19 protein-coding genes, 1 tRNA gene and 1 riboswitch are annotated in these 20,921 nt (G+C 30.0%); of the genes, 4 read left to right on the top strand and 16 right to left on the bottom strand.

All coding sequences use genetic code 11. The features are described 5' to 3' along the window. Positions 1–39: 39 nt before the first annotated feature. From thiE to ACSYT2_RS00275, 3 genes are all read right to left on the bottom strand, one after another. Positions 40–687 carry a thiamine phosphate synthase gene (gene thiE, locus ACSYT2_RS00285; RefSeq protein ID WP_438382739.1) on the bottom strand — a complete coding sequence of 216 codons (648 nt, stop codon included), beginning with the start codon at positions 685–687 and terminating at the stop codon, positions 40–42. Continuing rightward, positions 662–1,480: a hydroxyethylthiazole kinase gene (gene thiM, locus ACSYT2_RS00280; protein WP_430857545.1), complete on the bottom strand. Its 819-nt coding sequence runs from the start codon at positions 1,478–1,480 to the stop codon at positions 662–664. Before thiM ends, thiE begins: the two co-directional genes overlap by 26 nt. Before the next feature lie 83 nt (positions 1,481–1,563). Further along, positions 1,564–1,662: riboswitch (TPP riboswitch) on the bottom strand. Between the two features lie 77 nt (positions 1,663–1,739). Next, the gene (locus ACSYT2_RS00275) at positions 1,740–3,050 is read right to left on the bottom strand and encodes a hemolysin family protein (RefSeq protein WP_430857546.1); all 1,311 of its coding nucleotides are present in this window, start codon (positions 3,048–3,050) and stop codon (positions 1,740–1,742) included. Positions 3,051–3,226: 176 nt separating this feature from the next. On the opposite strand from ACSYT2_RS00275, the gene ACSYT2_RS00270 reads away from it, so the two are divergent. After that, positions 3,227–4,267, top strand: coding sequence for a C40 family peptidase (locus ACSYT2_RS00270; RefSeq protein WP_430857547.1), 1,041 nt, complete (start codon positions 3,227–3,229; stop codon positions 4,265–4,267). Between the two features lie 44 nt (positions 4,268–4,311). Here the strand turns inward: ACSYT2_RS00270 and ACSYT2_RS00265 are convergent. Further along, positions 4,312–4,386: transfer RNA gene (locus tag ACSYT2_RS00265), tRNA-Gln, on the bottom strand. 169 nt (positions 4,387–4,555) lie between these two features. Here ACSYT2_RS00265 and ACSYT2_RS00260 point away from each other — a divergent pair. Both ACSYT2_RS00260 and ACSYT2_RS00255 read left to right on the top strand, forming a co-directional pair. Then, on the top strand, positions 4,556–5,191 hold the full coding sequence (locus ACSYT2_RS00260; RefSeq protein WP_430857548.1) for a hypothetical protein: 636 nt from the start codon (positions 4,556–4,558) through the stop codon (positions 5,189–5,191). A 291-nt stretch (positions 5,192–5,482) separates the two neighbouring features. Next, a complete protein-coding gene (locus tag ACSYT2_RS00255; protein WP_430857549.1) occupies positions 5,483–6,832 on the top strand; it encodes a dicarboxylate/amino acid:cation symporter in 1,350 nt (449 codons plus the stop codon). Between the two features lie 228 nt (positions 6,833–7,060). Here ACSYT2_RS00255 and ACSYT2_RS00250 read toward each other — a convergent pair whose 3' ends face one another. From ACSYT2_RS00250 to ACSYT2_RS00225, 6 genes are all read right to left on the bottom strand, one after another. Continuing rightward, positions 7,061–7,831, bottom strand: coding sequence for an ABC transporter ATP-binding protein (locus tag ACSYT2_RS00250; RefSeq protein WP_430857550.1), 771 nt, complete (start codon positions 7,829–7,831; stop codon positions 7,061–7,063). Between the two features lie 2 nt (positions 7,832–7,833). After that, positions 7,834–9,150 (bottom strand): hypothetical protein, encoded by a 1,317-nt coding sequence (locus ACSYT2_RS00245; protein ID WP_430857551.1) that lies wholly within the window; start codon positions 9,148–9,150, stop codon positions 7,834–7,836. Between the two features lie 202 nt (positions 9,151–9,352). After that, positions 9,353–10,123 (bottom strand): ABC transporter ATP-binding protein, encoded by a 771-nt coding sequence (locus tag ACSYT2_RS00240; RefSeq protein ID WP_430857552.1) that lies wholly within the window; start codon positions 10,121–10,123, stop codon positions 9,353–9,355. Beyond that, positions 10,124–11,404, bottom strand: coding sequence for an ABC transporter permease family protein (locus ACSYT2_RS00235; RefSeq protein WP_430857553.1), 1,281 nt, complete (start codon positions 11,402–11,404; stop codon positions 10,124–10,126). Between the two features lie 117 nt (positions 11,405–11,521). Further along, the gene (locus ACSYT2_RS00230) at positions 11,522–13,117 is read right to left on the bottom strand and encodes a putative ABC transporter permease subunit (protein ID WP_430857554.1); all 1,596 of its coding nucleotides are present in this window, start codon (positions 13,115–13,117) and stop codon (positions 11,522–11,524) included. Then, the gene (locus tag ACSYT2_RS00225; RefSeq protein ID WP_430857555.1) at positions 13,110–13,823 is read right to left on the bottom strand and encodes an ABC transporter ATP-binding protein; all 714 of its coding nucleotides are present in this window, start codon (positions 13,821–13,823) and stop codon (positions 13,110–13,112) included. The genes ACSYT2_RS00230 and ACSYT2_RS00225 overlap by 8 nt, the downstream gene beginning before the upstream one ends. 214 nt (positions 13,824–14,037) lie before the next feature. Between ACSYT2_RS00225 and ACSYT2_RS00220 the strand changes: the two genes are divergently transcribed. Then, positions 14,038–14,718, top strand: a complete 681-nt coding sequence (locus ACSYT2_RS00220; protein ID WP_438382735.1) for a L,D-transpeptidase family protein — start codon at positions 14,038–14,040, stop codon at positions 14,716–14,718. Positions 14,719–14,768: 50 nt separating this feature from the next. Here the strand turns inward: ACSYT2_RS00220 and ACSYT2_RS00215 are convergent, their stop codons facing one another. The 6 genes from ACSYT2_RS00215 to ACSYT2_RS00190 form a co-directional block, all read right to left on the bottom strand. Next, positions 14,769–14,918 (bottom strand): hypothetical protein, encoded by a 150-nt coding sequence (locus ACSYT2_RS00215; protein ID WP_430857557.1) that lies wholly within the window; start codon positions 14,916–14,918, stop codon positions 14,769–14,771. Between the two features lie 137 nt (positions 14,919–15,055). Beyond that, complete coding sequence (locus ACSYT2_RS00210; RefSeq protein WP_430857558.1) at positions 15,056–16,564, bottom strand: DUF1846 domain-containing protein; 1,509 nt, start codon at positions 16,562–16,564, stop codon at positions 15,056–15,058. Between the two features lie 337 nt (positions 16,565–16,901). Beyond that, positions 16,902–18,284: an MATE family efflux transporter gene (locus tag ACSYT2_RS00205; RefSeq protein ID WP_430857559.1), complete on the bottom strand. Its 1,383-nt coding sequence runs from the start codon at positions 18,282–18,284 to the stop codon at positions 16,902–16,904. 149 nt (positions 18,285–18,433) lie between these two features. Further along, positions 18,434–18,805: an ACT domain-containing protein gene (locus ACSYT2_RS00200; protein WP_430857560.1), complete on the bottom strand. Its 372-nt coding sequence runs from the start codon at positions 18,803–18,805 to the stop codon at positions 18,434–18,436. A gap of 206 nt (positions 18,806–19,011) precedes the next feature. Then, positions 19,012–19,587 carry a xanthine phosphoribosyltransferase gene (locus ACSYT2_RS00195; RefSeq protein WP_430857561.1) on the bottom strand — a complete coding sequence of 192 codons (576 nt, stop codon included), beginning with the start codon at positions 19,585–19,587 and terminating at the stop codon, positions 19,012–19,014. Next, entirely contained in the window at positions 19,571–20,920 is a 1,350-nt protein-coding gene (locus ACSYT2_RS00190) for a uracil-xanthine permease family protein (RefSeq protein ID WP_430857562.1), read from the bottom strand. The genes ACSYT2_RS00195 and ACSYT2_RS00190 overlap by 17 nt, the downstream gene beginning before the upstream one ends. Position 20,921: the final 1 nt, after the last annotated feature.

The raw sequence follows: 20,921 nt of genomic DNA, 5'->3' as shown, positions 1-20,921 counted from the left end.
TTAAAATATAACTTTATTTTAAGTACAGCCAATTTTATTTTACTTTAAAAATATCTTTTTTAACATCTCCGCTGCTTCTCTTGAACTTTCCTTTCCAATAATAGCAGAAACTATTGCAACTCCATCAATCCCTGTTCCACTTAATTTACTAATATTATTTTCATTAATTCCACCTATAGCTACCACAGGTATCTCTAAACTGTCTTTTATTTTCTTTAAACTTTCAAAGGAAACATTAGATGCATCCTTCTTAGTTGAAGTTGAAAACATTGCTCCACATCCCACATAATCTGCTCCCTCTTCTTGTGCCTTCAATGCCTCTTCTAAAGTATGTGCTGACACTCCTAATATTTTACCCTTAGGTAATATTTCTCTAGCTACCTTACATGGCAAATCACTTTGTCCAATATGAAGACCTTCTGCATCTATTGCTAAAGCAATATCAAGTCTATCATTTATAATTAATGGTACATTATATTTATCTGTAACCTTCTTTACTTCCTTTGCTATATTATAGAACTCTAAAGAAGTAACATCCTTTTCTCTTAATTGGACCAATGTAACTCCACCTTTAATTGCTTCTTCTACAGTTTCAATTAGACTTTTTCCCTTTAATAAATCTGTATCCGTTACTAAATATAGAGTATAATCAACACTTTTACTATTCACTAATCTTACCTCTCTCATCAAAAATTTCTCCATCTAAATTATAAACTCCATCAATAATGTTCACTCTAAAGCTACCACTACCTTCTCCAGCTCTTAATTTATCAAAAGCTATATCTCCTGAAATTCCCATTGTTGCAATAGCTGCTGTTGCTGCTGCTAAGTAATTGTTGTTTCCACCAAGGTATGTTCCAACTAATGCTGTTGTCATACAGCCTGTCCCAGTTACTCTCGTAAGCATTTCATTTCCATTTTCAATTACTATAACTCTTTCTCCATCTGATATATAATCAACTACCCCTGTTATTGCTACTACAGTGTTTAATTTTCTAGCTAAGTTTCTTGCAATTTCTCTTGCATCATTAAAACTTACCTCTTCTGCTGAATCAACACCTTTTGAATTAGCTTCTAATCCAGATAATATTTTAATTTCTGCCATATTACCTCTTATGACAGAAAATTTAACCTCATTAAGTAATCTAAATGCAGATTCTTTTCTAAAGGTTGTTGCTCCAACCCCCACTGGATCAAATACTATAGGAACACCTGACTTATTAGCAGCCTTACCTGCTTTTATCATAGTGTCTACTATACCATTTGCAATTGTACCTAAGTTTATTACTACAGCTGATGCTTGTGTTGCCATCTCTTCTACCTCTTCTATTGCATCTGCCATAGTTGGTGATCCACCTAAAGCTAAAATTACATTTGCACAATCATTTGCTGTTATGTAATTAGTTATACAATGAACTAAAGGTTTTGCTTTCCTTACATTACTCAAAGCCACCTTAACTTCTTCTTTAATATTGCTCATAATTCTTTCCACCTTTCTTATACTGCCAAACTCTATCTATAAAAAAGAAAAGCTTACCTGAATAGGTAAGCTTCTTATATTCTTAAAAATAAAAGTTTGCTCCCTACGATAGTATTAACTACTTCAAGTTCTAAGGGTCAGGTTTTAACCTTCTCAACCAATCGGTCCCCCTGCAAAATATACAGTTTATTATTCCATTTTGTTACAACCTAAGTATACTCCTCCAATTAATTTTTGTAAAGAAAGTCCCTAGGTAAACCTAGAGACTTATTAAAACTTTTTCTATTCTTTTATCTGTTACTTCTTCTATTTTAAAGACTATATTATTATACTCTATAGTCCTATCCTTCTCTTCTGATGGTATTTTCCCAATTATACTAATAAGGAATCCACTTAAAGTATCCATATCTTGTGATTCTAAAGTTATGCCTAGCTTATCTTCTAGATCTTCTAATGCAGTCACCCCATCAACTAAGAAGTTATTACTATCGACTTTCTTAATTCCCTCATCACTAGTATCATACTCATCATCAATTTCACCCATTATCTCTTCTATAAGGTCTTCAATTGTAACTATTCCTGAGAAACCACCATACTCATCAATTATTATTGCTATATGACGTCTTGATGCTTGTAACTCTTTAAATAATTCTTGTACCTTTTTACATTCTGGTACAAAGCATGGTTCTTGAAGTATCCCTCTTATATCTATATTATCAAAGCCTTTATTCTTAGCTTCAATTATAAAATCCTTCATATATAAGACACCAATAATGTTGTCTATTTCACCTTCATATACTGGAACTCTAGCATATCGCTTTTCTAAAAGCTCGTCCAAATAAGACTCTAGTGGTTCTTCAATGTCGATACAGTATACTTCAGTTCTTGAAGTCATAACCTTCTCTGCTCTCTTATCATCAAATTCAAATATTCCCTCTATCATCTCTTTTTCACTTTCATTTATTGCTCCATGCTCTTCTCCTGTTTCCATTAAAGACTTGATTTCCTCTTTAGTAACTTTCTCATCTAATCCATCCTTGTCTAATCCTGTAATCTTTACAAGTAAAGATGTTGAAAGAGCAAGTATCTTAACAAAGGGTGCTGCTATTTTAGAAAGAAACATAATTGGCCTTACAGACATCATTGCTATCATTTCTGTCTTCTTTAATGCCAATCTCTTTGGGAATAATTCTCCAAACACAAGGGTAAAGTATGATAACAATATAGTTACCCCTATAAAAGCTATCTGATTTCCATAAGGAATATTCATTCCAGTTAGTACTGTTCCTAAATCATCTGAAATTCCTGTTGCTGCCGATGCACTGGCAAAGAATCCCGCCAAAGTAATACCTACTTGAATTGTTGATAAAAATTTTGTTGGTTCTTCTATAAGATTACAAAGAATCTCTGCTTTCTTATTTCCTTCATTAGCCAACATTTTCATCCTAGTCTTGTTAAGTGATACAATAGCCATTTCTGCAGATGCAAAAAATGCGTTAATTAGGTTTAATAGTACCAAAAGTAAAATTTGTGATGCTATAGTCGCATCAGGGTCAGGTTCGTCGTCCATTATTTTCCTCCATAATTTTGATTTTTTATTTTTGTATCTATATTAACATATACTATCTTAATTTTCAATTATTACAATATAAAGTTTTGTAAACAATTAATTAATTTCCTCGTCATATATTTACATAATATGTATTTAATGTTATTATTTCCTTATAAATAAGTTGGAGGTTAATTATGAAGTCAAAATTTGTTACTAAAATAATATCTGCATTTATTCTAACAACAGTAATTGCTATACCATGTATTGATGTACAAGCAATGGCTACTGCTGAAGATATGGAATATTCACAAACTAATAACTCATGGCTCAATTCTAATATCAAATCTGGTTGGATAGAATCCGGCACTAAAAAATACTTTTATGAAAATAATATCAGAAAAATTGGATGGCTTAAGGATAATGGTAAAACTTATTACCTTGATTTAAATGGAGAATTGCAGATAGGTTGGCTTCAACTTAATAACAAATGGTATTTCTCTAATAATAATGGAGAAATACAATATGGTTGGATTCCTATTATGGACAAGCTACATTACTTTAATGAAAATGGAGAAATGTTAACTGGATGGATTACTCTAGATGATAAAAGCTATTTCACCAATGATAAAGGGGAACTACAAACAGGTTGGCTAAATACATCTGACAAATGGTACTACCTAAATAATACTGGTGAAAAACAAACTGGCTGGATTACTATTGAGGGTAAGAAATACTTTCTAAATCCAAGTGGTGAGAGGCAAACAGGCTGGGTGAACTTCGGAGAGAAGTGGTGTTACTTCTATGAAAATGGAGAAATGGCTGTTAATACAAAAATCGATGGAAAACTTATAGATAAAGATGGATACCATATTCCAGACAGAAGACCACAAAATGAAATTTCAACCCTATTAGATGAGGCATTTAAGCACTTAGGGAAATCTTATCTCTTTGGCGCAGCAGGCCCTAATAGCTTTGATTGTTCTGGATTCACAAAATACGTGTATAAGCAAGCTTTAGGTATTGATATAGGGAGGACAACCTATGATCAAATTAAATACGGTAATGAAGTATCTTTTGAAGAACTGCAACCTGGAGATTTAGTATTTCCACATTCAGGTCATGTTGCAATATATATCGGAGGTGGACAAATGATTCATGCTCCTCAAACTGGTGATGTAGTAAAGATTTCTTTTGTATTTAAATTTTGGAGAGCTAGGCGAGTAATAGGTGCATAATAAGATAAAAGGTAAAGTATTGATATACTTTACCTTTTATTATTTGGCTAGGGTAGTCGGATTCGAACCGACCATACTCAGAGTCAGAATCTGATGCCTTACCACTTGGCTATACCCCATTAATAAAATTAATTATATCATAATTTAATACTTTTTTAAATATTATTTCCACTATATATTGCATATTAATCTGTAATTAAATAGATATTTATAATCACCATTTTTAAATATTAACATAATATGTATTAAGAAGCTCGTTCTTCTAATTTTTTTACGAAGGTGAATTAAATGGGAAATAATTATTATTATAGAGATTCAGAAGTATCATCTTATTATCCATGCAAAGAAAAGGAATATGAAGATAAATACGAAGAAAAGTATGAAAAAGAAGAGTACTCTTACAATTTCTATGATGAGGATAAAGAATACTCTAAAAAAGATGACTATGAAGATGATTTCTGTAAAGAAAAGAAAGACCATGAAAAAAAAGATAAATGTTATGACTGGAAAGAAGATAAATGTAAAAAAGAAGAAAAAGACAAATGCCATGATTGGAAAGAAGATAAGTGTAAAAAAGAAGAAAAAGATAAATGTTATAATTGGAAAGAAGATAAGTGTAAAAAAGAAGAGAAAGATAAGTGCCATAAGGAAGAAAAGTGGGATCCTTGTGAGAAGAGAAATATAGATAAAGAAATTAAGATGACTTTTAAAAAGCTATTTGATTTACTTTGTGATTTAGACAAAGATATCGAAAAAATTAGAAAGACTTTCAAATGCCTTGTTAAGTTATTATGTGAAAGAGGATGCATAACTAGAGAAGAAAAGAATCTTATTAAATGTATCGAAAAAGACATTACTGCTTTAGAGTGCATAGCTAAAGAAACTGCAAAGGATTTAAAGTGCTTAGCAAAAATGGTTTTGTAAATTCCATGTTAGAATAATAATCTCAATACCCATACTGCCACCAGTTCCTATTTTTTATAGGAATTGGTGGGCTTTTATATTTTTTATAAAAACTTATTATTTTCTTGTTGAATATTGACGAAACACCCTTGCTAATGTATACTTTTAACTCATAGGATACCTTTAAGATAGTCCCGTGAGACTAATAAGGCAACATACATATTTGTGTATTTTTTCACCTTAATATCTTTTTGGTATTAAGGTTTTTATTTTTTATGGTGTCCTATACTATAAAAACTTCAGGAGGACATTATGAAAACAACTATACAAAAGAACGATGCTAATAAGTTAGCAATCAAGATGGCCCTATCCCTTGTTATTGGATTAATAGCAGGAACTTCTTTCATCTTTCTTAGAGAATCTCTAATTACAAATGGTAATACTGATCTTTGGGATTCAATAAATAGAATTCTATTCCAAGATATTTCTAAAGCTGAAAGCCTTAATGGAATTGGTATATTTTATATATTAGGTCAACTATTTATAAATTCTCTACAATTAGTTATAGTACCTATGGTATTTACTTCAATATCTCTTGCTATGTGCAAAATCACAGATACTAAAAAATTAGGTCGTATTTCATATAAAACTATAGTAGGATTTTTAGTAACATCTATTTTTGCTTTAATCCTAGCTGGAATATTTGGTTTTACGGCAGATAAATTAGGTCTATTTAATGTAAGTATAAACGATCTATCTGCTCAAAATGGTAGTACAGGTAGTAATCCCTTATTAGTAATCCTGCAAGCTATTCCTAATAATATATTTGCTACTTTCTCACAAAATGGTAGTATTCTAGCTGTAGTTTTCTTAGCTGTAGTAACTGGTCTTTCTCTAAACCATTTAGGAGATCAAATACAAGTTTTAAAGAAATTCTTAGAGGATATAAATAATATAATTACAGTATTCTTAACTTTTGTTATTACTAAATTTGGACCAATCGCTATATTCGTCCTTATAACTAGAACCTTTGCAATATACGGAATAGATCATTTAAAACCTGCTCTTGCTTATGTATTAACTACTGTAATAGCACTACTACTGTTCTTAACTTTTGGTTATGCTACTTTCGTTGCTATTGCTGCTAAATTAAATCCAGTTATTTTTGTAAAGAAAATTGCTAAAGTTGCTTTATTTGGTTTTTCAACTTCTTCATCGGCTGCAACATTGCCTCTTAATACAAAAACAACTGTCGAAGAGCTTGGTGTTAGCGATGAGATAGCCTCCTTTACATTACCACTTGGAATGACAATAAACATGAATGGTACAGCTATAATGCAAATAATTGCTGCTATCTTCATAGCCTCAAGTGCAGGATATGAAGTTACAATTGGAAATATAATAGTTATTGGCTTACTAGCATTAATAGCCTCTATCGGAACACCAGCAGCACCTGGTGCAGGAGCTATCATTCTTTTCACAGTTCTAACAGGAATGGGATACAATAATGATGCAGCATTACTTGCCTACTCATTAATACTTGCAATTAACAGACCTGTTGAAATGCTTGTAACATCTCTTAATGTTGTTGGAGATTCCGCTACAGCAGTTTTTGTTGCAAAGTCTGAAGGAATGCTTGATGAAGAAACTTATAACAAATAATACATCTTGTATTTAAATTACGTACTAACCAATAAATGTGATGTAACCTAGAACAAGGACCCTCATATGTCTTTTCAGGACTACTAACTCTTCGAGAAGTAGCCTTCCAAGAAATATGAGAGTCCTTCTTATTATTTTATATACAATTAAATTTCACGATATCCTAATATTAAATCTATTCTCATATCAACTAAGAAAATAAACTATAGTTATTTCGTCCTTGGTATATCATTTCCCCATTACATTAAATAAGTTCTGAGTTTCTTTTGATGTAACATCAACAATATCATAAAAGAATTCTTTTTGATCCTTATTACCTTTATCTAGTACTTCTTCAATCTGCCCATCTCGTATAAAAACAAGTTTCTTCGTATAACTTGCTATCATGGAATCATGAGTAACCATCAAAATTGTTACCCCTTCATTGTCATTTAATTCCTTCAAGAAGTTCAATAGTTCATGAGAATTCTTAGTATCTAGATTACCTGTTGGTTCATCTGCTACTATTAGCTTTGGATTAGTTACTAGAGCTCTAGCTGCTGCTGCTCTTTGTCTTTGTCCACCTGAACATTCTACAGGAAATTTATCTAGGTACTCATAAATATTCAGCTTCTTTGCTATTTTCTCTACCTTGCTTTTCACCTCGTCTTTACTTTTGCTAGCTAATACTAAAGGCACTCCTATGTTCTCTCTTAATGTTAATGAATCAATAAGGTTAAACTCTTGAAATATAAATCCTATATTTTCATATCTAAATTTAGCTATCTGACCTTCACCCATAGCCGTTACATTAGTCCCATCTATAATAACCTTTCCCTTAGTAGGCTTGTCCACTGTAGCTATCATATTTAAGAAGGTTGATTTTCCTGACCCTGAAGGTCCCATTATTCCAATAAAATCTCCCTCATTTATTTCCAAACTCACATCATTTAATGCTTTAATTTGACCCTTATTCCCATATTCCTTAACAAGGTTTTTTGCAACTAATATTTCACTCATCCTTATACCCCCACCTTTAAATAATCAAATATTATTTTTTTATATCCTGTTAAAGATATTATAAAACTTAATAGATATGTTCCTAAGAAAGTTCCTATAATAAGTACCCCTAAACCTTCAGTTATATCCCCTGCCTTAATGTTACTTACTATCATAATAATAATGTGAAATAAGGGTACTATAAGTGTTATTAAGTATAAATACGTACTTTCTTGAAAAATAATAGTTCCTATTTCTTTCTTTGTATATCCAACTAGCATAAGTTGTTTAAATGTATTTTTCCTATTAATTGCTTCTATAAATACTCTATACACTATGGTTATAGCCATTAATAATATGACAACGATAAATGCTGCTGTTGTTACTGATATAACCTGTGGCATATTTTTTCCTCTACATATAAATTGAATCAATAATGATGCTGAAATAGCTAATATTATTACTAACAAATTAGCCCTTCTTAAGGAATAATGCAAATTACTTATGGACTGTAATTTTATCTTACTATATACATACTTTCTTCTTTTAATTGATATTATGAATTGTGGTAGCACATATTTTATTATGCCACTCATTCCTATTAAGGCTATATACATTGCATATGCATAAGATGATGCTTTATCCCTGTTACTAGCCGATGAGAAAAATACTCCTACCGGTAGGAAATATAAAAATATATATATCCACCCATATGCTTTAATGCTTCTTTTATCCCTCTCATACATTATTTTCTTATCTGATATTAAATCTACAACTTCTCTCCTATAGACATACCCAACATCAACAAGTACCATCATTATGAATTGTAGTACTATTATTACAGATGTTATCATAAACCCCATTTTAGAAAATGCCATTATATTGACTGGCTGTCCTATACTTTTATAGGTTACTATATTAATAATAGGCATCATTATTAATCCTAATATTAACCCTCCAGCTATTCCTATAAATCCTAGAATTGCATTTTGAATAGTTAGTATTCCACCAACAGAAAACACTGATCTACCACTAATTACTGCAATTGCTAACTCTTTAGTTTTACCATAGACAAAATACATATTGGCAAATGATGATAAAAGTGTTCCTACACATACTACTATAAGTGCTATAATTGAAAATGTTAAATATGAATCATTAACTGTTGTCCCATATAAATTTAAACTCATCTCTATATCGGGATTTGTAAAATCCTTATTATAAATTAAATTAAAAATATTAAATATTACTGCAGTAGAAAATATCATAGATACAATATAAAAAGTACATTGTTTAATATCATTATATAACATCTTTATTGCAAATCTCAGATTACCCATTGTCATTACTCCTTTCATTCCCCTTTATTTACTGACTATTTAAACATTATCATAGAAGTATCCACATATACAATAATTGTCACAATACTGTAATATTGCATAATAAAAAATAACAATATTTAGTTTCAAAAAAATAAATCTAATGTTTCTACACTAGATTTATTTTACACACTTAATATAATATATCTTTTCATATATAATCTTATTTCTTCATTATATTAAATAAGTTCTGAGTTTCTTTTGATGTAACATCAACAATATCATAAAAGAATTCTTTTTGATCTTTATCTCCTTTATCTAGTACCTCTTCAATTTTTCCATCTCTTAAGAACACAAGCTTCTTCGTATAGCTTGCTATCATTGAATCATGAGTAACCATAAGAATTGTTATCCCTTCATTATCATTTAACTCTTTTAAGAAATTTAATAATTCATGAGAATTCTTAGTATCTAGATTACCTGTTGGTTCATCTGCTACTATTAGCTTTGGATTAGTTACTAGGGCTCTAGCTGCTGCTGCTCTTTGTCTTTGTCCACCTGAACATTCTACAGGGAACTTATCTAAGTAATCATAAATATCTAGCTTCTTTGCTATTCCTTCTACTTTAACCTTTATTTCTTCTTTACTTTTGCTAGCTAATACTAATGGAACTCCTATATTCTCTCTTAATGTTAATGAATCTATAAGGTTAAATTCTTGAAATATAAATCCTATATTTTCATATCTAAATTTAGCTATCTGACCTTCACCCATAGCCGTTACATTAGTTCCATCTATAATAACTTTTCCCTTAGTAGGCTTGTCTACTGTAGCTATCATATTTAAAAAGGTTGATTTTCCTGAGCCTGAAGGTCCCATTATTCCAATAAAATCTCCCTCATTTATTTCTAAACTCACATCATTTAAAGCTTTAATTTGCCCCTTATTCCCATATTCTTTAATAAGATTTTTTGCTACTAGTATTGTACTCACTTATTTTTCCTCCCTTAAATAATCAAATATTATTTTCTTATACCCAATCACTGAAATTATAAAACTTAATAAATATGCCCCTAGATATATTCCAATTAATAATATTGCATTACCACTATCTATATTCCCTGCTACTATATTAGTTAGCAAAAGTATAATCATATGAAATAAAGGTATGCCTAAGATGATTCCATAAAAATAAATCTCTTCTTCTAGTATTATTTTTCTTATATCTTCATTTTTATAACCTATTAATTTTAGTTGCTTAAAAGAGTTTTTTCTATTTATGCTCTCTATAAAAACTTTATAAATAATTGTAATTGCCATTAATAATGTAACTACAATATATGATGCTATTGTAACAGTTCTAATTTGAGGCTCATCATTATATTGACAAATTATTTTTATTAATAAGCTTATACTTACAACTAATATCACAATTAAATAATTTGCTTTTCTTAATGAATAATGTAGGTTACTTAAAGACTGTAGCTTTATTTTTTCATATAAATACTTTTTTAATTTCAATTTCATAATCAGCTTCGGTAATGCGTATCTCACTATTCCAACCATACCTATTAATGAAATAATCATTCCATGATTATATAAAATAGATTTGTCTCTTATACTTATTGGTAGTAACAAAATTAACAAAGGTAAAAAATATATATTTATATATAGAGAGTTAGAAACTTTTAGTTTTCTATCATCCCTTTCGTACATAATCTTCTTTTCCCTTATTAAATCAACTATTTCTCTCCTATAAACATATCCCATATCTACAAGTATCATCATTATAAATTGTAATACAATAATTGCTATAGTTAATGTAAATCCTGTAATTGAAAAGGCTGATGTATCTCCCGACCTACCAAGGCTCATGTAGGCTATTTTATTTACAATAGGCATTGTAGTAAATCCTAATATTAATCCTAGTGTTATACCTATAATCCCTAAAACTGCATTTTGAACTGTTAAAATCCCTCCAACTTTATAAACTGACCTTCCACTTAGAACTGCTATTGCAAGTTCCTTAGTCTTACCATATATAAAGTATAAATTAGCAAAAGCTATAAATAATAATGAAACAATTAATATAATAAATGCTATTCCAGAGAATACTATGTATGCCTCATCATTCGGTCCTGTAAAATCCTCATTATATATTACATTAAAAATATTGAATATTACTGTAATTGAAAATGTCATTGATACTACATAAAATATAGCTTGACCAATATCTTCAAACAACATCTTCATAGCAAATCTAATATTACCCATGATTACCACCCCTTGTTTTATTTAATACATCCTATATACGGATAAAAATCATAGTTTCTGTCACTTTATTAAAAAAAGTACTGATATTAATTTAATATCAGTACTTTTAAACTCTTCTTATAAACCTCTAAATAATTCAGTTCCTTTTGTTTTTAATACTTTCCATGCTAACATTATGAATACTAATAATATAATAGTAGATATTACTAGAAATATATTCATATTAATATTTATAAATATGAAGTATATTGCACCTAATACAACTGCTGGTACCAATGATGCGAATAAGGCAATTGTAACACTAATAGTATTTTTTACTGCCTGTATTTCTTGTTGCCAATTAAACTTAGGGAAATTCAAATTTATAAATAATCCAATTATAGAAGTCAATAGAGTATACATTGTTACTATAATAATTGCCCATAACATTTCAATTAAAGTAATACCTAATCCAATCTTAACCAAAATTGAAGTTATCACTATACAAGGAAAAGCTAGTATAACATAAACAGCTATTTTAGCTTTAAATATATCTATAATTTTGACAGGCAAAGACTTTAATATCCACAAATTATTACCTTCAATTGATATTGAGGATGGGGTAGTAGATCCCATAGACATCATTATGCTCAATCCTGCTATTAATAATAAAATCAATCTGGATGTTATTGATTCTGGCAATGAATTAATCTGATCTCCAGCCGTAAATGATGATATTCCACACATTACTGTTAGTATTACTGGTAGTAAAATTGTATTCATAACATAAGGCACAGATGAAAATAATCTTCTAAACTCCTTACTTATTAATGCAGCTAATGCATTCTTTGTTTTTAAAGTAGTCATCTTATAATCTGACTTCTTATAGCTTTCTCCTAGTTTTGAGTTAATCTTCTTAAACTGTTTTGCAAAGATAATAATAAATATAATAAAAGGTATTATTGAAACAAGTATAAATTTTATTAAACTTATAATATCATTATTAACTATCCCATTTGCAAACCAAGCTGAAGGTGGATAAATTTTACTAAGTGTATTAATTATAGTATCTGTTTTTTTTGATAAATACTCTATAAGAACATTAGCCTTAGCTGAGGCTAGCATAATACCTAATATTAATAGTGAGCCTCCTACTAATGAAAATATCTTAGTAAATCTTACTTTAGAAGAAATAAAACTTATAATAAATGCAAATATTGATGCAATAACTATTGGTATTAAAGGTAATATAAACACACCTATGATCATAACTAGAAAAGATAATGGTGATCCATTAGCTCTAATAAAATATATTATTGTTGATGGTATTAATACAAGAGCACTTATTACAAAGTTTAATGATAATAATTCTATCATCTTATTTGTTAATATTGTTTTTGAACTTAATGGTAATGACATTAAAAAATCATAATCTTTTGATGAAAACAATGTTCCTGAAGCTTTAAACATAGATGTGAATAATACAACGATTGAGACTACTAATCCTGCAATCATAGGAAGCAGATTTAATGAGTTAATCATTATTAATCCCATAGCTATTGCATTTGTATAGACACATACTACAAATAAGACTACTACTGCTATAAGTAGCAACATTCCAAAAGTTCTTAAGCTTTTTTTCTTATCTTCTTTGCTCATATTTTTATTTATCACAGCATTAAGCCCTAAATTATTTATAAATGTTATTTTTAAAAGTCTCAATAAATTATTCATTATCAATCAACTCCATAAATACATCTTCTAATGAGCTACTTCCTCTTACCTCATCCACTGTTCCATGAGCCACTATCTTCCCATCCTTAATTATCGCAATTCTATCACATAATTTTTCAACTACTTCTAATACATGACTTGAAAAGAATATAGATGTTCCTTCATCACAAATTTCTCTCATAAATCCCTTTAATATATGAGCTGCTTTTGGATCAAGTCCAACAAAAGGTTCATCTAGCACTAATAGTTTTGGTTTATGAACTAAGGCAGAAATTATTGCAAGTTTTTGTTTCATACCATGAGAAAAAGATGATATTAATCCTCCTAAATACTGTGTTATCTCAAATGCATCTGCATATTTAGATATTAATTCTTGTCTTTGATTCTGAGAAACTCCATATATGTCTGCTACAAAGTTTAAATATTGAATAGCTGTTAATGACTCATATAAATCTGGATTATCAGGAATATATGCCATTTCCATTTTGCATTCTACAGGTTGATCCTTAATTGATTTTCCATTAATTAAGATCTCTCCTTCTTCAAATTCATTTATTCCCACCACTGACTTAATTGTTGTAGTTTTACCAGCTCCATTATGTCCTATAAACCCAAATATTTCTCCTTCTTTAACCTCTAGTGAAATATTATCAACTGCCTTCTTACTACCTTTATAAGCTTTTGAAAAATTCTTTATCTGTAACATAATTTAACCCCCTTGAATTATTATGATTTATTTTCTTTCACCTGTTATATATAATATATAACAGGTCAACCAAAAGTGCAAGTAGTATTTAATACTTTTTTATATTTTTCTTGTTACAATCTTTTCTTTATTTTTCCTCTACTTTGATATGAATATTTTTTGATGATTTTTCGAATCTTATAATTAAATAGATAAATAAAAGATAGGAGAACCTATGAAAAAATATATACTATTTTTATTTGCCCTTATATTCTTTAATACCCTTTCATTCGTGAGAGTAGAAGGAAGCTCAAATAAACCTTTAGAAAAAAAAGACTATATAATCTTTATTGATGTTAACGAACTGACCCTTTCCCTTATTGATAAGAAAACAAAAAAATCAGAAAAGATATATCCCATTGCTATAGGAAAAAAAGAAACCCCGTCTCCTTTAGGTCAGTGGAAAATAACTAGTAAAGCTCTTAAGGAAGGTCCCTTTGGTGGTTATTGGTTAGGTCTAAATGCTCCTTGGGATACCTTTGGAATACATGGTACTAGTAATCCTAGTTCCATAGGTAGTCTCGCATCAAATGGGTGTATACGAATGTATAATTATAATATAAAAGAAGTTTTCTACCTAGTGGACTATGACACTGAAGTTATTATTCAAGGTGGCCCTACTTGGCGGTTTTCTCCATATGTAAGGATTATTAAACCTAAGGATAAAGGAACAGATGTATTCTATGTACAAAAAGCCTTAAAGGATTTAGGTTACTATACTGGTGTCATAGATGGAATATATGGATACCCCTTAGAGATAGCCGTAACTCAATATAGAGAAGAACATAATCTTTCTGGTGACTCAAAGATAGATGAGATTTTTCTTAACTCTATAGGACTTCCAAAATTTGAATAACTAAACTCTTTATTATAATCAGCAAAAAAGGAGAGCCATTGCTCTCCTTTTTATATAGGTCTTGCTTTTTTATTTCCTGTTTTAGCTTTTCCCTGTATTTCAGGAACTGTTGGTTCCTGTTTATTAAAACGTGGTTTATGATTACTTTCTGTTCCATGAGGTTCATTTACACTTGGTCTCCTCATTCCTGCCTTAGCCATAATATCACTCCTTTATTTGCTTATAATTATAAAAAAGCATAAAAATATTTTAAAAGCTTTTAATGATATTATTTGTAATACATGTACCATCCTATTCATAAATATAATTGTATATATTACCTTGTTTATAAGTCTTATTAATTGTTATCAAATAAGTTTTCTGTTGGATAATTAGGATCGCTTGTAACATCTATTCCTAGCTTACCGAAGGTTTGATCATCACTTCTTGATAAAATTGTTGTTGAATGCGCTTGGCATCCTCTTAACTTAGCTAACTTTTCCATAGCAACTTGCGCTGTTGGATTTGTAGCTGCTGATATACTTAATGCCATAAGAACTTCTTGACAGCTTAATGCAACATTTCTTTCTTTTAATGTATTAGACTTAAGATTCTTAATAGGCTCAAGTATAACTGGAGAAATTAAATATATATCATCTGAAATATTGGCTAAGTGCTTTATTGCATTTATAGTTGCTGCTGCTGCCGCATCCATAAGTTCTGAACTCTTTCCAGTTACAATTCTTCCATCTTCTAACTCTATTGCAACTGCTGGACATACTTCATTTTCTCCTGCTGATAACTTTAACTGAGCAGATTTTTCTCTTGCAGGAATAACAACATTTCTATCAGTTTCCTTTAAATTTACCTCTTCCATTATAAGTTTAGCTCTATCGTAAGTTTCCTTATCTACATAACCTTTCTTATATTCACAACCAGTTTTGAAGTATCTTCTTATAATTTCTTGCTTTGATGCTTCTTTAACTACTTCATCATCTATAATACCAAACCCAACTCTATTAACACCCATATCTGTTGGTGATTTATATACTGACTCTTCCCCTGTAATCTTTTCTATAATTCTCTTAAGTACTGGGAATGTTTCTATATCTCTATTATAATTAACTGCAACTTCACCATACTCATCAAAATGGAATGAATCAATCATATTAACATCTTTTAAATCAACCGTTGCCGCTTCATAAGCAATATTTAAAGGATGTTTTAATGGTACATTCCAAACTGGGAAAGTTTCAAATTTTGAGTATCCTGCTACTTTTCCTCTTTTATTTTCATGATATAACTGACTTAAACATGTTGCTAGCTTTCCGCTTCCTGGACCTGGTGCTGTAACAACAACTATTGGTTTACTTGTTTCTATATATGGATTTTTACCATATCCTTCATCACTAACAATTGTATCAACATCTGTCGGATATCCCTTAGTTGCTTTATGTTTATAAACTTTAATTCCTCTTCTTTCAAGCTTATTTATAAATACAGTAGTTGCAGGTTGTCCATTATATCTAGTAATAACTACGCTGTTAACATCTAGCTCATAGTCTCTTAAATCATCAATAAGCCTTAATACATCCATATCATATGTAATTCCAAAGTCGCCTCTTATCTTATTTCTCTCTATGTCTCCTGCATAAACACAAATAACAACTTCAACCTTTTCCTTTAATTTATGTAGTAATTTTATTTTAGCATTTTCATCAAAGCCTGGAAGTACTCGCATTGCATGCTTATCAAACATAAGCTTTCCACCAAACTCTAAATAAAGCTTATCATAATTATTTACTCTTTCTAATATGTATTTTGATTGTTCTTCTAGATATTTTACATGATCAAATCCTATTTTCATAATGTACCTCGCTTGATATATTTTATTTTAATTTTTTATTCTTAAAAACACATTTTCATATTATTACATATACCTCTGTGGTTGTAAATTTTGTTTTTGTATTATTTAAGCTCATTAGTATAATTTCTAAGTTATTCTATTATTATTACAGCTTTATTCATATATATCTGATGATTGCAAATACCTCTTATAAGTGATATTATGTTATACGTATCACCCCTTTTTTAAAGGCGATACAAAAGCAGAGATTTAATAATCTCTGCTCTTTTTTTACCATATTATTATCTTTTATTTACATAATTTATTTTAATATGATGAATTTGATCTATACCTATATTCATTTCACTATATCTTCCATTAGAATGTTGTCATCACTATCATTGAATGTCTTTCTATAGAAAATAATAAAACAAATTACTGTTGTTAGTGTTGCAATTATATCAGCTACTGGCTCTGCTATTAATACTCCTCTTACCTTATTCGTAAAGAAATTTGGTAGTATATATATTAGTGGTACTAATAATACTACTTTCCTTAATAAAGCTAAGAATAATGAAATCTTTGCCTGACCTAATGCCAAGAACGTTTGTTGACATGCTACTTGCGCTCCAAATATAAATATTCCTGCAAAATATATTCTAATTGACCAAGATGTTATATCTATAATCTCAGGATTTTTATTAAATATTGATACAAATATACTTGGAAATATCATTAGTGCCAAAAACATAATGCTTGTATATGATAAGCAAGTAATAAGGGTTAACTTAAAAGTCTTTTTAACTCTATCCATTTGCTTTGCGCCATAATTGTAACTTATTATAGGCTGAGCGCCTTGAGTTACTCCCTGTAGTGGTAATAATACAATTTGCATTATACTACTCATTATTGTCATAGCCCCTACTACTAAATCTCCACCATATTCAGCTAACCGTGTATTTAGTGATATAAGTACTAAACTTTCAGTTGACTGCATTATAAATGGTGCACTTCCTAATGCTAAAGTAGGTAGAATAATTTTAGCCCTTGGCATTAAGTACTTCTTTCTTATCTTTAATATACTTTTCTTTCCAAATAAGAAAAATAGTACCCATATTGCTGATACAACCTGGGCTAAAATAGTAGCTAAGGCTGCCCCTTTAACTCCTAATCCAAATACAAATATAAATATAGGATCTAGTACTATATTTATAGCTGCACCAATCATAACTGTATACATACCTATCTTTGCAAAACCTTGTGTATTAATATAAGGATTCATTCCTAATGCTATTTGGACAAATACTGTTCCAAGCAAGTATATACTTAAATAATCTGTAGCATATCCAATTGTTGCTTCACTAGCTCCAAATGCCCACAAAATTGGTTCTTTAAAAATAAAAAATCCTACAGTTAAAATTAGCCCTGTTATAATAAGCATAGAAAATCCATTACTCATTATCTTCTCAGCCTCATCATTATCCTTTTCTCCCATTTTTATAGCACAAATAGGAGCCCCACCTGCACCTATCAAAGCACTAAATGCTGATATTATTATTAATATAGGAAACGCTACCCCAACACCAGCCATAGCTATTTCCCCATTATCCATTCTCCCTATAAATATTCTGTCTACAATATTGTAAAGAACGTTAACAAGCTGTGCTACTATAGCAGGGGCTGCCAAACTAAATAGTAATTTCCCTACTTTACCTTTACCTAAATCATTTGTTTCTGACATCTCTATTCCTCTCTTTCTTCTTGCTGTAAAAGTAATTATACATTATAAAATCACTAAACTCTATAATTTCACAAAATAAAGTGAATTTTAGTTCATAATGTAACTAAAATAAAAATCCTTTGCATTATGCAAGGGATTTAATATTCTTTCTAGTTAATATCTATTCCATTCATAGTTAGAACTTTTATAGCATCCCCTAAGTTCTCTTCTTTTAATAAGATATAATCCGTATCAAATGTTGATATAGCAAATATACTTATTTTTTCTTCTGCAAGTAATGAACTTATTTTTGCCAATATTCCTATTAATGAAAAGTCTAATGGGCCCTCTACCTTTAGAGCTTTCCACTCCTTCTCACACTTTATATTATCTGGAACATTTTTATCTGCACAAACAATGCTTAATTCTGCCTCTGTTCTTGTAATTGAAATAAAACTCTTAGTATCTACCCAATTTGGAATTACATCCTCACAATCTAATCTACAAACTACAAACTTTCCCTCTAACACTGTCATCTTCATAATAGATCCCCCCTTTTATCTTCTATAGTATACATAATTATATTATATAATTTTCCATTTAATTAGTAAACTAATTCATCTCTAAGGGTCTTTTCTATAAAGTGCATCTTAGTTCCTACTTATAGAATGTAAGATGGTTAACAACTATAGCGATAGGATAAATTAAAATCCAGCAAAAATTCGCTGGATTTTAATTTACTAACCTTTTATTCTTCTACAAATTCAATTATATCCTTGTCTAATCTCTTAATTCTAGCAAGAGAATAAACATCATATCCCTTTTCATCAAGAAGCTTTCTACCTGGTTGGAATGATTTTTCAATAACAATTCCAATACCTCCAACTTTAGCTCCAGCACCTTCTACTAATCTAACTGCTCCAAGTGCTGCTTCCCCATTAGCTAAAAAGTCATCAATTATAAGAACATTATCATTCTCATTAATAAAGTTTTTTGACAAAGTTAATTCATAATCAATTCCCTTTGTAAAAGAATGAACTGTAGTCTGATAAACTTCACCTTTTAAGATCTTAGAAGTTTGTTTCTTTAAAGTTACCATAGGTAAGTCCATTTGCATAGCAGTCATTACAGTTGGTGCAATACCTGAACTTTCTATAGTAAATATCTTAGTTATACCCTTATCTTTATAATACTCTTTAAAATAAGTACCTATTTCATACATAAGTTTTGAGTCTACTCCATGATTTAAGAAAGAATCAACCTTTAAAACATTACCACCTAATGCTCTTCCTTCAGTTAATATTTTTTTATGCAGCTTCTCCATCTTTAATATTCCCACCTTCTATTTTTTTATCTTCTTTAAGTACCTTATTTAAAATAAGTGCAGCTATTGTACCTGTTGATATACCTGATGAAAACACCATCTTTAATCCTTCTGGTAACTGAGCTATAAAATCTGGACGGAATGTAACTCCAAGTCCTAATCCAACTGCTGTTGCAATTATTAATAAATTTCTATTATTAATTTCAACTGTACTTAATGTTTTAATTCCTGCTGCAGCTATTGTTCCAAACATAACTATACCTACACCACCAAGTACTGGTTGAGGCATGATGTTTATTAATGCTGCAAATTTAGGGAAAAATCCAAGCCCTACTAAAAGTATACCAGCCATTATTGCAACAGAACGACTTGCATTTCTAGTAAGAGGAATTAATCCTACATTTTGACTAAATGTTGTATTTGGGAATGTACCTAAAGCTCCAGCAAGTGCACTACCAACACCATCTGCTAGTACTCCTCTACCCATCCTAGTATTATCGGCCTCTACCTTAGATACTTGACATATTGTAGCTAAACATCCTACTGTTTCTATTGTTGTAACTATATACGCTGGAATAAATGCAATTACATTTTTCAAATCAAAGTTTACTCCATATGCAAATATATTAGGTAATGCGAACCAACTTGATTCTTTAACTAATGTAAAATCTACCATACCTAATGGAATACAAACTATGTACCCAATTCCCATACCTATAAGAACTGAAGCACTACTAACCATACCCTTACCATATCTATTTAACAATAAAGTTATTACTAATACAAACATAGCTATTGAAACATTTCTTAAACTACCATAATCAGCAGAACCTACACCTCCTGCTGCCCAATCCATAGATACTGGTATTAATGTTAATCCAATTAAACATACTACTGTTCCAGTAACTATTGGTGGGAATAACTTCATTAAAGGTTTAATGAAGAAACTTAAAATTATTTCAACCAATGAGCCTAAAATAGTTGCTCCTATTATTCCTGGAAGTCCAGCCACTGATCCAACTGTAATTGACGGTGCAACAAAAGTAAAATCTGTACCCATTATACAAGGAACTCTTGCCCCCATCTTCCAAAGACCTTTAGATTGTATTATTGTTGCTATTCCAGATGCTAAAATAGTAGCACTTAATACTGCAGTTGAAGTTGGTCCATCTAGTCCTAATGCCGCTGAAATAACTAATGGAACTGCTATAATTCCTCCAAAAGCTGCAAATATATTTTGGAATCCTAATAATATTTGTGTTCCTATACTTGGCTTGTCATCAATGTTGTAAAGTAGCTCATCGCTACCAATAGCTTGTCTGTTATCTTCCATT

The sequence above is a fragment of the Clostridium zhoujianii genome, from assembly GCF_051590805.1.
GTDB lineage: Bacteria > Bacillota > Clostridia > Clostridiales > Clostridiaceae > Clostridium.
This window is presented reverse-complemented; position numbering and strand designations above follow the sequence as displayed.

Coding starts and splice junctions, on each gene's coding strand:
- ACSYT2_RS00200 (WP_430857560.1), bottom strand. CDS start 18,805: ATGAAGATGACAGTGTTAGAGGGAAAGTTTGTAGTTTGTAGATTAGAT.
- ACSYT2_RS00205 (WP_430857559.1), bottom strand. CDS start 18,284: ATGTCAGAAACAAATGATTTAGGTAAAGGTAAAGTAGGGAAATTACTA.
- ACSYT2_RS00275 (WP_430857546.1), bottom strand. CDS start 3,050: ATGGACGACGAACCTGACCCTGATGCGACTATAGCATCACAAATTTTA.
- thiM (WP_430857545.1), bottom strand. CDS start 1,480: ATGAGCAATATTAAAGAAGAAGTTAAGGTGGCTTTGAGTAATGTAAGG.
- ACSYT2_RS00195 (WP_430857561.1), bottom strand. CDS start 19,587: ATGGAGAAGCTGCATAAAAAAATATTAACTGAAGGAAGAGCATTAGGT.
- ACSYT2_RS00230 (WP_430857554.1), bottom strand. CDS start 13,117: ATGAATAATTTATTGAGACTTTTAAAAATAACATTTATAAATAATTTA.
- ACSYT2_RS00220 (WP_438382735.1), top strand. CDS start 14,038: ATGAAAAAATATATACTATTTTTATTTGCCCTTATATTCTTTAATACC.
- ACSYT2_RS00260 (WP_430857548.1), top strand. CDS start 4,556: ATGGGAAATAATTATTATTATAGAGATTCAGAAGTATCATCTTATTAT.
- ACSYT2_RS00190 (WP_430857562.1), bottom strand. CDS start 20,920: ATGGAAGATAACAGACAAGCTATTGGTAGCGATGAGCTACTTTACAAC.
- ACSYT2_RS00235 (WP_430857553.1), bottom strand. CDS start 11,404: ATGGGTAATATTAGATTTGCTATGAAGATGTTGTTTGAAGATATTGGT.
- ACSYT2_RS00255 (WP_430857549.1), top strand. CDS start 5,483: ATGAAAACAACTATACAAAAGAACGATGCTAATAAGTTAGCAATCAAG.
- thiE (WP_438382739.1), bottom strand. CDS start 687: ATGAGAGAGGTAAGATTAGTGAATAGTAAAAGTGTTGATTATACTCTA.
- ACSYT2_RS00270 (WP_430857547.1), top strand. CDS start 3,227: ATGAAGTCAAAATTTGTTACTAAAATAATATCTGCATTTATTCTAACA.
- ACSYT2_RS00225 (WP_430857555.1), bottom strand. CDS start 13,823: ATGTTACAGATAAAGAATTTTTCAAAAGCTTATAAAGGTAGTAAGAAG.
- ACSYT2_RS00210 (WP_430857558.1), bottom strand. CDS start 16,564: ATGAAAATAGGATTTGATCATGTAAAATATCTAGAAGAACAATCAAAA.
- ACSYT2_RS00250 (WP_430857550.1), bottom strand. CDS start 7,831: ATGAGTGAAATATTAGTTGCAAAAAACCTTGTTAAGGAATATGGGAAT.
- ACSYT2_RS00215 (WP_430857557.1), bottom strand. CDS start 14,918: ATGGCTAAGGCAGGAATGAGGAGACCAAGTGTAAATGAACCTCATGGA.
- ACSYT2_RS00245 (WP_430857551.1), bottom strand. CDS start 9,150: ATGGGTAATCTGAGATTTGCAATAAAGATGTTATATAATGATATTAAA.